Source organism: Jeotgalicoccus sp. WY2, assembly GCF_018437745.1.
Taxonomy (GTDB): domain Bacteria; phylum Bacillota; class Bacilli; order Staphylococcales; family Salinicoccaceae; genus Jeotgalicoccus; species Jeotgalicoccus psychrophilus.
Genome location: NZ_CP049818.1, coordinates 2,420,208 through 2,433,118, shown reverse-complemented (window position 1 = coordinate 2,433,118; position 12,911 = coordinate 2,420,208). Strand labels below are relative to the sequence as shown.

At 29.9% G+C, this 12,911-nt stretch carries 14 protein-coding genes and 2 pseudogenes; 1 reads left to right on the top strand and 15 read right to left on the bottom strand.

Annotated features, from left to right (window positions below; translation table 11 throughout):
- Positions 1 to 112: 112 nt before the first annotated feature.
- The 10 genes and pseudogenes from G4D76_RS13950 to G4D76_RS13910 form a co-directional block, all read right to left on the bottom strand.
- Positions 113 to 487: a hypothetical protein gene (locus G4D76_RS13950; RefSeq protein WP_213810188.1), complete on the bottom strand. Its 375-nt coding sequence runs from the start codon at positions 485 to 487 to the stop codon at positions 113 to 115.
- 650 nt (positions 488 to 1,137) lie between these two features.
- Positions 1,138 to 1,371: a hypothetical protein gene (locus tag G4D76_RS13945; RefSeq protein ID WP_213810187.1), complete on the bottom strand. Its 234-nt coding sequence runs from the start codon at positions 1,369 to 1,371 to the stop codon at positions 1,138 to 1,140.
- A 30-nt stretch (positions 1,372 to 1,401) separates the two neighbouring features.
- Positions 1,402 to 1,668 (bottom strand): annotated as a pseudogene (locus G4D76_RS17330) (hypothetical protein); the annotation flags it as partial.
- Between the two features lie 127 nt (positions 1,669 to 1,795).
- Positions 1,796 to 2,014, bottom strand: a complete 219-nt coding sequence (locus G4D76_RS13940; RefSeq protein ID WP_213810186.1) for a hypothetical protein — start codon at positions 2,012 to 2,014, stop codon at positions 1,796 to 1,798.
- 291 nt (positions 2,015 to 2,305) lie between these two features.
- On the bottom strand, positions 2,306 to 2,701 hold the full coding sequence (locus tag G4D76_RS13935; RefSeq protein ID WP_213810185.1) for a hypothetical protein: 396 nt from the start codon (positions 2,699 to 2,701) through the stop codon (positions 2,306 to 2,308).
- 2 nt (positions 2,702 to 2,703) lie between these two features.
- On the bottom strand, positions 2,704 to 3,090 hold the full coding sequence (locus G4D76_RS17325) for a heparinase II/III domain-containing protein (RefSeq protein WP_371814705.1): 387 nt from the start codon (positions 3,088 to 3,090) through the stop codon (positions 2,704 to 2,706).
- 164 nt (positions 3,091 to 3,254) lie between these two features.
- Complete coding sequence (locus tag G4D76_RS13925) at positions 3,255 to 3,971, bottom strand: heparinase II/III family protein (protein ID WP_213810184.1); 717 nt, start codon at positions 3,969 to 3,971, stop codon at positions 3,255 to 3,257.
- Positions 3,972 to 4,493: 522 nt separating this feature from the next.
- Positions 4,494 to 4,772: a heparinase II/III domain-containing protein gene (locus tag G4D76_RS13920; protein WP_213810183.1), complete on the bottom strand. Its 279-nt coding sequence runs from the start codon at positions 4,770 to 4,772 to the stop codon at positions 4,494 to 4,496.
- Positions 4,745 to 5,329, bottom strand: a complete 585-nt coding sequence (locus G4D76_RS13915; protein WP_213810182.1) for a heparinase II/III family protein — start codon at positions 5,327 to 5,329, stop codon at positions 4,745 to 4,747. Before G4D76_RS13915 ends, G4D76_RS13920 begins: the two co-directional genes overlap by 28 nt.
- Positions 5,330 to 5,331: 2 nt before the next feature.
- Positions 5,332 to 5,571 (bottom strand): hypothetical protein, encoded by a 240-nt coding sequence (locus G4D76_RS13910; protein ID WP_213810181.1) that lies wholly within the window; start codon positions 5,569 to 5,571, stop codon positions 5,332 to 5,334.
- A 1,378-nt stretch (positions 5,572 to 6,949) separates the two neighbouring features.
- Between G4D76_RS13910 and G4D76_RS13905 the strand changes: the two genes are divergently transcribed.
- Complete coding sequence (locus G4D76_RS13905) at positions 6,950 to 7,528, top strand: hypothetical protein (RefSeq protein WP_213810180.1); 579 nt, start codon at positions 6,950 to 6,952, stop codon at positions 7,526 to 7,528.
- Positions 7,529 to 7,923: 395 nt separating this feature from the next.
- Here the strand turns inward: G4D76_RS13905 and G4D76_RS13900 are convergent, their stop codons facing one another.
- From G4D76_RS13900 to G4D76_RS13880, 5 genes and pseudogenes are all read right to left on the bottom strand, one after another.
- Positions 7,924 to 8,994, bottom strand: coding sequence for a glycosyltransferase family 2 protein (locus G4D76_RS13900; RefSeq protein WP_213810179.1), 1,071 nt, complete (start codon positions 8,992 to 8,994; stop codon positions 7,924 to 7,926).
- A gap of 151 nt (positions 8,995 to 9,145) precedes the next feature.
- The gene (locus G4D76_RS13895) at positions 9,146 to 9,355 is read right to left on the bottom strand and encodes a hypothetical protein (protein WP_213810178.1); all 210 of its coding nucleotides are present in this window, start codon (positions 9,353 to 9,355) and stop codon (positions 9,146 to 9,148) included.
- 211 nt (positions 9,356 to 9,566) lie between these two features.
- Positions 9,567 to 10,226, bottom strand: coding sequence for a CgeB family protein (locus G4D76_RS13890; RefSeq protein WP_213810177.1), 660 nt, complete (start codon positions 10,224 to 10,226; stop codon positions 9,567 to 9,569).
- A gap of 22 nt (positions 10,227 to 10,248) precedes the next feature.
- Positions 10,249 to 11,532, bottom strand: coding sequence for an SH3-like domain-containing protein (locus G4D76_RS13885; protein ID WP_213810176.1), 1,284 nt, complete (start codon positions 11,530 to 11,532; stop codon positions 10,249 to 10,251).
- 96 nt (positions 11,533 to 11,628) lie between these two features.
- A pseudogene (locus G4D76_RS13880) lies at positions 11,629 to 12,881 on the bottom strand (nucleotide sugar dehydrogenase).
- Between the last annotated feature and the right edge of the window lie 30 nt (positions 12,882 to 12,911).

Genomic DNA, 12,911 nt, shown 5'->3' with positions numbered 1-12,911 from the left:
TAAAAATGAAATACTATTTTTAACTTCAATCTCAGGTTCGAATTTTTTCGGATTTGAGATGGCACTGACTATAAGAGGATCAGTGCCTATTACTATTTGATCTCTAGTTTCTCTATAAAAAATATATCAATCCTGAAAATATGAGTAAAGAATTCATTTCACTCTTCGAAAAATCTGCTAACGCCAGCGCAAAAGCACCTTTTAAATCACTTACATAATCTCTCAAATCAAGATCTTCCAGTTTTGAAAGTGAAGTAATTATATCCTCGGTACGTTCCACAAATTGACCAATGAGAGAAATAAATTTTGAAGATTCATTGTTGTTCAATGTTTTTTTTTCATTAGTATAGAAATAACTTTTTATTTTATGACTCTCCTTAAAGGAAAAATCATGTTTTGTCTGTTTAAGCTTGTCTATATATTTCGTAACTTCATCACAGTCATGCATTATCTTATTTTTTTGAAAAATATATAAGAAACCTTTCACCTGCATCCTACCCACATTTATTGTTATATATATTTTAACACAATCTCAATGCATAATTAACAGGCCATAATATGTTGAGTATAAAATGGTTTTTAATATGTTGATTATAAATTTTGATATGTCATAAAAGAAAAGTTTTATTCAATTTTTTGTTGAATACACTATCGATGAAAAATCCAGCGTCATTATAAAGATAGAGAAAATAATATATATACCCTTAAAGATTAATTGAAGATAAAAAATGTTGAGACTTAATTGTGGAAAAATATTGTGTCTAGTTTAGCAGTTACATTTGGATAACGATACATAATCTGGCAAGGTGTAATACATGTCCGTTGTGATGCGTCATAAAACATTTATAGCACTAATTTAGAGTGAAAAGTTAAGCATTCTCTAATAGAGGATTAGATGCGTCTATATTATCCGATTTAGATGGTAATGAAAGCTGCGATTTGTCTGATATCAAACGTAGCGACGCAGTGAAAACATTAAAGCTCCGTACGCATTTTTTCACCTTTTCAGTAACTAACTTTCTAATAGTCGTAGAATATATTTTTTATTGAATATTAAACTGTAAATACTCCATAATATCTCATTCAATCCTTAAAATAATAAAATCAGTATGTTTTTAATAATTATTGATATTAAAGTTAATTGTCATTGATGATTTTATTTACTTGTTCTTGTAAGAATATTGGATAATATTTTGCTAATTCGGAATGTGTAGTATAATCAGCTATCGATAAGTTTACATTTTCAATTCCCAACTCTTTTGCCATTTCCATAAATGGAACAACATGTTTTAGGTAATGACTCTCCCAGAAACCAACGTGTATAATTGTTTCTGGATAAGGTGATTTTATATTAGAAAGTGCATTATACATCAGTTTATTTGCAAACTGCTTTTTCTTCTGTTAGTTCTCCAAAATAGATTTAAATATTGCTTTTCCAACTGTAGTATCCTCGTGATTGCTAAAAAGATAATTACCTAATAATATCTGTGGACCTCCAGGTATAATCTTTCCTGCTCCATAAATATATCCATGATAAAGTGCTGCAAATCCACCTTTGCTCGAACCAGCAAATATTGTATCTTTTTTCTTTACACCTAATTTTTTAGCAACTTCATCAATTAGCTTTTGAGTGGCATCTGCGACATTAGAATTTTCTTTTGAATTTAAATAATACGAACTTTTAGTAGCTTTATCTCCACCATAATCATCCTATATAGTCGATTTATATTATAATCTTTTAAAGATCCTACGTAATTATATGAAGGGTTTCTATTAACAGCTTGGAAAATAACTATCAATTTATTACTTGTTTTCCTTCTATAGAGTAAATTTTCATACCATCTCTATTTATTTGTTCTGGGTAAACCATTTTATGTTTAGTTTCATCCATCCATCTTTCCTTACCTAATTCTTCATCATATTTTTTTACTTGATACTTATATTTATAGACACCATTTGAATCCAAGTCTTTTGAATCTACAGTAAAGTATGATTTACTCTTAATTAATTTCAATAATGTTTTCTTGGCTACTAGGTCTGTGATAACGAGTCGACTTACCACATCTATATATATTCTTCAAATGGTCTAAATTTAATAATTACCATTTATATCTCCTCTTTTTCGTTAGTTGATTATAATTTTCAGAATAATCCTAAGCGTGTATAATGATTTAACATAATTTTTCTAAAAAAACTATTGAAGAAAAACGCTTGAGAATTTTAAAATAATAATAATAATATAACTATTAAATTCAAATGTAGTAATTTATGCTAAAAATTTTTGAGTACTAATTATCACACAATATTAGATAACTTTTTGTAAATAAATTTCGTACATATCTGAATCTAACATAAAGGTGATTTTATTTTTGTCAATTTTTAAATTTTTTAGATCTTTTTCATCATCTATTAATGAAGTAATAAAGTTACATTCCACAGAGTTTTGTCTAAATTCTATTTGATGTGTTTCCAATAATTCATTGAACTTTTCTGAATAAAACCCTCTGTTTTTATTATCATGTGTGAAGTATTTGCTTAACGTTCGACCAGTATGTTGTTTTAGTATTAAAGTTCTGCCCTTTGTAGTTCTAAGTTGAAACTGATTAGAATCAATCTGATTTATACTAATTTTTGGATCCAGATTAAAGTTTTGACCAATAAATTGCATTTCTTCTGAAAAACAACGGTCAACTATAATCATACCTACATTTTCAAATACATAATATCTCTATATATAATTAGTTTTTTATATAAATTATTTACCGCTCCTATATGAATATATTTATTGTTTTCATGAACGAAATTTATTTTCAATCTCTCAGAATCTATAACACTATTCTCCAACTCATAAGAGTCATATACCTTATGAATTGTAGTATGAGCAGAAGGTGATACTATGTATGCTTTTTTAGGGTTTTTACTATCGTAAGTATATTTTCCTGAATCGATAAATATATCTTCACCTTTATGGAAATAAATCAATGATAAGTCATCATAATGTTTATGAGATTTTAACTGATAGCCTGCTTTAAAAGTAAAGTATGATGACTCTTTCTGGTTCTTGCTATTTTTGCTATTAAGAAATACAATACCTGCTTGATAATCTATGAAGTTTTCATATTCCTTATCAATTTTTGATTTATGAATACCAGTGTCTCCTATAAGTGGATATGTATTGTCTGGTTTAATTATAATGTTATTTAGTTTAAAGCTTTTCTCAATAATTGCTTTACATCTTTTATCAAATTCTATTTTTAATATTTTGTAAGCTTTATAAAATCTGATGCTATGTTTTGAGTTACTCTATGATATTCTGGAGAATTCTCCAGATTATAGCCTTTAGAGGAAAATAGTTTTAGAATCATACGTTCCATCCTTAACACAGAGGTTTGCCTATAGAGGTTTGATAGCGATTCATTTGTTAAATAACAACTTAAAAATAAGAGCCCTTCATCACTCATCATGCCATGATTATTCTCCGCATAAAATTCTTTTCTTGATAGAAAATCACAATGTTTTACTAATAATTCTTCAAACAAATTTTCATCTATTTTATAATCTTCTGGACTATTTTGTTGGAAATATATTATGGTCTTCATTCTCCTAGCACTACTATGATCTCTCCAACTTGAATTTTTAGAGTAATATGTCTCATTAGAGCTAGATGTCATCCACTGTATTATAATTTCTCGAGCTTTTTTTATATATACATCCATCTTTGTCATTAAATAACTATTTACAAGATTTCTTACTATAGTTAGGCAATGTAAATAAATTTGATACGTACCTGCAGCATGATTGTGTTTATAATTCCAATTAATGCCTTCGGGGAATTCTACAATATCAAAACCCGGAAAGAATATATATTTGTTTTGTAATGCTAAGTCAGAGTTTTTTGTATGCGATACTTTAATTTTTCCGACATTGTAATTATTTAACTCTATTAATAAATTCTTGTCCATCGTTTTCATATAATCGCTCCTATGGTGATATGAAAAATTAAATTCTAATTTCAACTAATTTTTTTTGATTATAATAAGATAAGCATTTATTTTTAAAAGTAACATTACTCATAATTATTTTCAGCTCTATATAAAGCTGTTATAAAATCATCTTATTCTGTTCTACTTCATAAACAATTCTTGTATTATAATTCACTTTTGAGAATTCCTCAGAATAGCAACCTTGTTGTACAGATGATGTTATATCTTTACTTCTAAGTGGAAATGTTTCTAATATATTCAATATTATCAATCACAATTTTAAACTTAAGTTCATTTATTTTTCTAACTTCAGAATTTTTATTAAGATTGAAGATAATTTGAATATTTTCTACACTCACTGATGAAATGCGATCGATTAAAAGCAAAATTATCATTAGTTAGAATTACATCTCTACTCATTGAAATACCATGATATAAACCATTCATGCCAGAAATTTTCTGTATAATTTTTCATCAGTAAAATTATATTTTAAAGTTTAAATTGATCAGTTAAAGCTTCTTTAATATATATTCTTTATTTTTAATATATATTGTATTATGAGCTTCAGGTGAGATAATATAATCTCTTATAGGATTAGTCATGTCATAACTATATTTCCCAGAATCAACTAATATGTCATGACCATCGTTATAGTAAGTTATCGACAAGTCGTCATAATGCTTATGTGTTTTATTCTGATAACCTGATTTAAATGTTAAATATGCACTGTTTACTGGCTCAACTTTATTTTCATTATGTATTATAGCAATGCCTGCTTCATAATCCACAAAATCATTATATATTTTTTCATTGAGTGTTCATAGAATAATCCAGTATCACCAATTAAAGGATATGATAAATCAGGTTTAATTATGATTTGTTTATATTTTTGAGCATTGGTTATCATTAAGTTAATTTCTTTATCTAATTTTATATTATGACGTGTTAATGCCTCATTTAAATCTTTGAATAATATTAACACTAGTTTGTGATATTCTGGCGAATTTTCTAAATGAACACCCATCCTGCTAAAATCTCTATATAAAGCTGTTTTTATTCTATAAATCGCTTTCTCTAAATAAATTTTCTTTTGTATATTATCTTTCAAAACAGAGCTGCTATAAATTAAAGCAATATCCATCATTATTCCGTGATTATTATTCTTATAGTATTTTTCGTCGCTTAAAAACTCACAATGCTCGCTTATAATTTTATTATATTTCCATTTTTTAAGTTTGTATTTGTGACTCTCTTCTTGAAATTTAATTATATTTTTTACTCTCGTGGCAGTAGCATGCTCATTCCATTTTTCATTATTTTTGTCATCGGTTTTATACCAGTTCAAAATTATATTCTTTGACTCCTTGAAATATAATTCATTATAATAGTATTTATTTGCAATAATAAAATCATTAAGAATATTAAGAGAGTGTAAGTATATTTGAAAAGTTTTTTATTTTCATCTGATTTAAAATCCCAATCTATTCCATCTTTAATATCTATAAACGGAAGATTATTTTTAACAACCAACCTACCTTTAAAATACTCTTCAATATTTCTTATTGCTTTTTGTTGTTTTTTGTTCATCCATTGCTCCTTTGATATAACTACTTTACTAACTTAATTACTAGATTTCTTGATAACTAAAGTTCAAAGTATTTAATCATAGATTCCTTACGATATTTTTAATTATTTAAATATAAGATACACTATATGACGTACAGATTTAATATTCACCAATTAGTTATATTGAAATTATATCATAAATAATTTAAGTTTGTTTCTCGTTAAAGTGTATGAATGTATTGTGGAATATACTATTAACTTTTAAAAACTTATTAATCAAGTTTTGATTGTATATTGTTATAATAAACACTAATATATATTCTATATTTGTAATAGAAAATAATAATGGAAGTGAAAACTGTATGAAACTAGAAGAAAAATTATATCCTAAAGGTTTTTGTTTACTACGCATAATGATTTTTGTTCCACTATACTATAAAGATAAATATATTAGAGCAGTTCACATTTTCCTATGATCCTATTTATGAATTAAATTATTATATGAATAACAAGCACTTCATAATTATACATGGACATTTCAAACATATTGGTATAGATATCGATTACAATCATGATAAATTATTACAAATTTCGCTTGATTATTATTTAAATAATTATAATAATAACTTTCTTGACCTCTTAGATTTTTAGGAGGAAGATACTGTATTATTATAGGCTGTAAAGAAAGTGTAGAAGTATTTCAAGATGCCACTGGTGCAAGAAGTGTTTATTATGCTTTAGACGAAGACATCATTAGCTCACATGTAAATTTAATAAAAGACATATCCATACTGAAACAATTGATGAATTCAAAAAATTTACTTATCCTTACTATTCCTTTGATAACTCCCCTTTCTTAAATATAAAGCATTAGTACCAAATTTTAAATTAGATTTTAATAGAAAAAATATAAAAAGATTTTTCCCCAGATCATATTAAATACAAAATTTTGAGCGATGAGGATAAAATTAGTCAAGTCGAACTTCTATGGAAAAAACAGTTGAAATATTACTATGAGAACTATGAAAATATGTTGATATCACTAACAGGTGGTAACGACAGTAGAATATCATTGGCATTAAGTAAAGAGTATAAAGATTACTTTTTTTTCACTTACTGTAAAAACCCAGAATACTTAAATTACAACTCAAAGAGTGACCAGGTTTACAATATTGATCGCTTAATTGTTGAAGAAATTTTAAAAGATTTCTATCAATCAAATTTCTCTATTATAACAGAAATATAGATTTATCAGATGATATTAAGGATTTACTTAATAAAAACTCGATTATTAGTCATGGTAGATTTTTACTAAGTTTATATCTTAAACATTTCCCTAATAATATAATGCATCTTCGAGGTACTTGTCTTGAAATAGTTCAGTCTGTATATGTGAAGGATGAAGAAAAATAATAATAAAAGTTCCGTTTTAAAAAAATATTTGAAAAGTTCTGAAAAATTCCATAATAATTTAAACAAAGATTTCTTTAAAGATATTGGGGTAAAAGGAATAGAATCACTTAATTATGATGTAGATCATTACGATTATCAAGTTCTTGATTTGTATTATTGGGAACATAGAATGGGAAGATGGCATCCAGAACTTTTAAATGAAACAGATCTTGCCTTTGATACTTTCTTACCGTTTAACTTACGAGCAATATTAGACATAGGTATGGCATTTAGCTTTGAAAAAAGAAAATCAGGATATCTATTTAAAGAATTAATCAATAAAAGTTATCCTATACTAAACTTTTATGGTGTTAATGAAATTAAAAATTTATATGAAAAATTTAGAGGTTCAGAATTAAATGATAAATATAAATTTATCGATAATTATTTCATATATGATGATACTTCCAAGACAGAGGTAAATAAAGTCACTCATTCAAATACACTAAAAATTCCAGAAGCTCATTTAATTAAAGGAAATTATACATTTATAGATTATTTCTATAGTTCAAAAAAGGACTTTTAAACTTAGCTTTACTCTCCCCATATAAAAATGTTGATGCTGAAAGTTATTTAAAATACGAAATATATCACAATGATTTTAAAATTTTAGAAGAAGATATTTCCAAGTGGAATTTAGTTAATAATATTAGTATATTTAATTTAAATAAGGATGATAAAATAACAATTAAAATTCTCGCATTAAAAACAGTTCAACTTCTATCATGGGAACGTGCTTCAGAACTGAAAATTATAAATTTATATGAAATAACCTCTGATGAAGACATCTCTACAAATAAAAAATGCACTGCTACTAGCCCTTACTCCACTATTTACTAAGAAAAATATCAAGACAAAAAGCCTTCTTAATTTAAAAGAAGGCTTTTATGTGTCCTTAATTCAAAGTTAACTGTTTTTAATTTAAAGAGTGGTTATTTTCTCCTCTATTAAAGAATAATCATCTGTAATGTATTCCTTATATAAATTTAATATTTCTTCTAATTTTTCTGCTGCTGCTTTTTTATTTTCTTTTTTAACCTTCTCTAACCTCGGAAGATACCAGTTCATTAAGTAGTATTCAAAACGATCTTCTAAATACTCGTTAATTAAATCATTTTCAGTTAAGAAGTTTATACGGTATTTTTCAAGTTTCAAGTATTTCTCAAAGAAGGACAAATCGACTGTATTCGTTACAGAATCAGCGACAGCTCCGTAATACATATGAATCACTTCATCAATGGCCTTTACTTTATTAGAATGAAGCAGCAATTCCTGATAGTAAATTGTATCTTGTCCGATGGCACCTTCAACCATTTTAATATTATTTTCATCAATAATATTTTTACGTACAATCATTGCCTGGATACTCTGTGCTTTTAAGAACGAGCGTTTCAGGAAGCCTTTTGTATCATCAATCAGATTGCTCTTATAGTTGTAATGCTGAACTGTTTTATAATAGTTGAAAATACTTTTTTCATTCTGGTCTTCCTTAACCATATTGCCGACTACCATATCAAGGCTGTCGTCCGATTCAATCTCTTCTAAAAGTCTGCTGAAGCCGTCTCCTGTCGCTTCATTATCCGGATCAAGGAAGGTGACCAATTCTGTTGAGGCAAGTTCTACACCCTTATTACGCGGCGTTGAGGCACTGCCTGATGCATTTTCAAATTCGTAATAAACAATGTTCGGATTCCGTCTGATTAATCGGTTTACTATATTGACTGTTTCTTCATCAGTTGAACCATCATTTACAAAAATAATTTCCATATCATCGTATACTGACTGTCGTTTTAAACTACGCAGACATTTGTTCTCAAGGTATCTGCCGTTATTATGAATTGGTACAACAACACTCAGTTTATGCTGTCTGCTGCTCTTAGCCGGAAGGTTATCATGCAGAACAACCTCAGTATCATCAATATTCAAACCGGATAAGACTTGTTCTTTTACAGTGTCTATCTTAGCATCCGGTAAAATATTCAAATCAAACATTGTTAAGGCAATATCCGAGAAGTTATCGGTATAGTTGTATTTCTCTTTAGTCTTATCTTTTGTGACAAAATCAACATCTGCATACTTAAAGCCGCTGACCAGTTCTTCTATATAATTTTCTTCATAGTATACTTTTCATTGTCGAAATAAGTTACAAACGGTATGGTGATAACCCAATATCGTCCAGTTCACCCTTATTAATGAAATCTATATTTTTGTATGACTGAGCTTTAACCATCTGATCTGCTTCTTTATCTTCAGATTTCAACACAACCAGTACTTTGGCCTTATCTACATTCAATTCATGTCCCAGTATCCCGTATATATATTGTATTCTATGATACGTCGTTTCATAATTCATAGTCTGGCGGATACCCGCAGAAGATATTTCTTTATGGCTCTATCAGAAGTATGAGTTAAAAACTGCGGCACATCCGTTTTATAATTATAAATAAAGACATGAGGAAATTTACTGTTCACTCCGACTGAGAAGTTTGACAGCAGGATATTACCAAACGCTTGAAGCTCATACACTCTGTTTGCAAACATTGTATTAGAATATTTAACTGAGTTCACGTTAATCGCATTACGGTAGATTTATGTGTTTTCATCAGCAAATCATGCGGTAGTGGATATGAAAGATGCTTCATATATTTTGGCGGGAAATGATATCTTTTATTTTCCACCTCTAGATTGCGGTCAATAATCGTTAAATCTTTTCCCGATTTAATCACTCCGTCAAATGCCATCGCGGATTCCTGATTTCTTATTGGATATTTCACCATCCAGCTGCCAGCAAATATGACATCATCTTTATATTCTTTAAATTCTGGTGCATTTATACCTATTGGATTATGTTTATGCGGGTTGATTCCAAACTCCAGCTTATACACTCTGTCATGACCGACTGCTTCCACATAGCGGGGAATAATTTCTTCTGCTGAAGTAAAGACATAATCACATTTTTTCGCAATTTCTATGAACTGGTCATAGTTGACAGGGTCCTCTTTTGAATAGAATAAAGCTGGTATATTTCTGTCCTGCAGTTCCTGAATTAATTCATACAGATGGTGGCGTTCTTCTGATTTGTCTTTAGAAACATTCTGCCAGCTGCCGTCGATGCCTTTCCAGGTTGTTGCTACGATAACAAAGTCAAATTCAATGTCTATAGTCTTGTCGTAGTTAATGTAATGAAGGTTCACAACATCTTTATAAGCTTCATAAAAACTCATCAAATAATACCGACATTTAAATCTATTTTTTGAACAATCTGGAACCGTTAGATTCTATTACATGTCCAGCCAATCTCTCGACTTCATCGATTAAACCTGGTTTGCCTTGCTCATTGAATAACTTGTAGTACTCTTCCAGAGACAAATCATGATACTGAGTTGATGTCGATACATCTTTATTAAAGAGATCCCCATATGTATCGACATCATGGAATTTAGCCAACTGATATAACCCCAGCAAGTAGTTATCTGAAATACTTACATGAGGTAATACTGATTCATTATTATTAGTCGTCAATACAATACACCTATCATTGCCAGTATTTCGTCTGGAGCTTACCGAAGAACGATTGTTTAAGATTTTTATATTTCTGTTCAACATTTTACGTTTTTCTTTCTCAAATGCCAATTCTTCTTTTAACAATTCGATATCTTTGTCGACAATTAAATCGTTTACTTCTTCAGTATTTGAAGGTTCTATTTCAATATCAGTATCTCTGTACTGACTTTTCAAGCGTTCAACCAGAGCTTTTGTCATTTTACGTTCTTCCGATACATTCTGAATCAAATCGTAAACGACTGTTTCATCAAACGTGTATTGAGGTTCATATTCAGGAAGGTTTGCTTTGTCATATTCCAGTTCACTCATATCCGTCCAGTAATTACCCATTCCCGTTTTAACTTTTGCGAGATTAATATCTCTGAACATATGGACAATGGTAATCGGGTATATCTTCTTCTCATCGATGCGGACTTCGCTCGTTAAATTATTAAATTCAAATAATTTAAAGTCGTCAGTATAACCTGTGACATTAATTTTCGCTCTTTCAGAGCGTACAAGCGTATCAGCAGAGAACCACCCCTGCAGACGGTGTTTTTTAAACAGTGCCTCGTATTCTATGCCGTCTTTAATCATTATAAATCTGGAGTCCAGCATCTGATCTTTAAGCAGACTTAAGTTGTTTTTAGCTACAACAAAAATCTGTTTATCCTGCGTTTCCATAAATTTATCGAGGTCCAGTCTCACATGTTCTCGGGGTTTTGAATAAACTATTATAGAAGTTTTTAACTCAGCCCAGCCTAGTTCATTACCTTCATATTCGAGATAATAGTAATCTTTCTTATCCACTTTTCTATGTGCAAGCACACGCATAATCTGTTTCTGAAAATCTTTAAGGTCGCCAAGTTTTTTCATTGACTGTACTGATTGCAGCAGCGGCTTGTTCCCCTTTTCATAAATCCATACGTAATGACTGACATCAAATTCTTTCACATGTCTTAAATATTTATCCAGTTTATGTTCCATATCTCTACCCCGCATTTATGTATTATTAATTTAAAAAAAAAAACTGCAGACATGTCAGCTATTAACTTTGTCTACAGTTTTATATTTATATTTATGCTAGAACTTTTGAATATTACCGTAGTTGAAGTATTGTACTTCTTCGAAGTTGTTCGGTACAACATTCTTCGTATCAAAAATCACTTTGTCTTTCATCGTTTCAAAATCATTGTCCGTTAAAATCTTGAACTCACTGTGATCGCTCAGCACTAATACTAATGAAGAATCTTTAACCGCAGTTTTCATATCTTTTTCTACGAAATCCATCTTCACGTGAGGATCGTAAGTATTCACTTCAAGACCTTCTTCTTTACGAAGCAATTCGTAAATATCGAAAGCCGGTGATTCACGGATATCATCAACGTCGCCTTTGTAAGTCAGGCCAAACACAGTTACTTTATTGCCGTTAAGCTTAGACAGCATATCTTTAGTAATGCTGACAACATATTCAGGCATAGATACGTTAATTGCTCTTGATAACTGAATTAACGGAGATTGCTCAGGTGCCTCTGCAATAATGAAGTACGGGTCAACTGCAAGACAGTGTCCACCGACACCAGGTCCTGGTGTGTGCAGGTTAACACGCGGATGCTTGTTAGCCATTTCAATTACTTCATGTACGTTAATATCCAGACGGTTACAAATCATTGCAAGCTCGTTAGCTAAAGCAATGTTCACGTCGCGATATGTGTTTCCATCAGTTTAGACATCTCTGCTGTTTTAGCATTTGTCTCGATCATTTCACCTTGTACAAATGTGCCGTAAACTTTTTTACCCGCTTCAACACATGCTGGCGTCATTCCACCGACAATACGGTTGTTATAAACAAGTTCGTGCATAATTTGACCAGGAAGTACACGCTCAGGACAATGTACTAAGTAAATGTCTTCCCCGATTTTAAATCCTTGCTCTTCAAGATAAGGTGCAACGTGATCATCCATCGTACGCGGTGCAATTGTCGATTCCACAATTACAGTATCACCTTTTTTAAGGATAGGTACAATCGACTCAACACCTGACATTACGATTGAAATATCTGCTGATTTGTACTCATCATTGTTGTTTGGTGTAGGCACAGCAATAATATACGCGTCTGCTTCTTCAGCAATCGTTGATGCTCTGAATTTACCAGTTTCAAGCACTTCTTCCAGTGCATCTTGTAAACCAGGCTCTTCGATGTGAATTTGCCCTCCATTTAGCATATCTACTGCTTCTTGTTTAATATCGACACCAACTACGTCGACACCATGTTTTGCAAACATGATTGAAGTTGGCAGCCCAATATATCCTAATCCGATTGTTGTTAGTTTCACTCTGAAACACCCTACCTTTTCTTAATTAAA

Bases quoted from the DNA above. Each gene is read 5' to 3' on its own strand.
- G4D76_RS13895 (WP_213810178.1), bottom strand. From the start codon at position 9,355: ATGAATTATGAAACGACGTATCATAGAATACAATATATATACGGGATA.
- G4D76_RS13945 (WP_213810187.1), bottom strand. From the start codon at position 1,371: ATGTATAATGCACTTTCTAATATAAAATCACCTTATCCAGAAACAATT.
- G4D76_RS13910 (WP_213810181.1), bottom strand. From the start codon at position 5,571: ATGAACAAAAAACAACAAAAAGCAATAAGAAATATTGAAGAGTATTTT.
- G4D76_RS13935 (WP_213810185.1), bottom strand. From the start codon at position 2,701: ATGATTATAGTTGACCGTTGTTTTTCAGAAGAAATGCAATTTATTGGT.
- G4D76_RS13890 (WP_213810177.1), bottom strand. From the start codon at position 10,226: ATGAGTTTTTATGAAGCTTATAAAGATGTTGTGAACCTTCATTACATT.
- G4D76_RS13885 (WP_213810176.1), bottom strand. From the start codon at position 11,532: ATGGAACATAAACTGGATAAATATTTAAGACATGTGAAAGAATTTGAT.
- G4D76_RS13905 (WP_213810180.1), top strand. From the start codon at position 6,950: ATGAAGAAAAATAATAATAAAAGTTCCGTTTTAAAAAAATATTTGAAA.
- G4D76_RS13925 (WP_213810184.1), bottom strand. From the start codon at position 3,971: ATGAAAACGATGGACAAGAATTTATTAATAGAGTTAAATAATTACAAT.
- G4D76_RS13900 (WP_213810179.1), bottom strand. From the start codon at position 8,994: ATGTTTGATTTGAATATTTTACCGGATGCTAAGATAGACACTGTAAAA.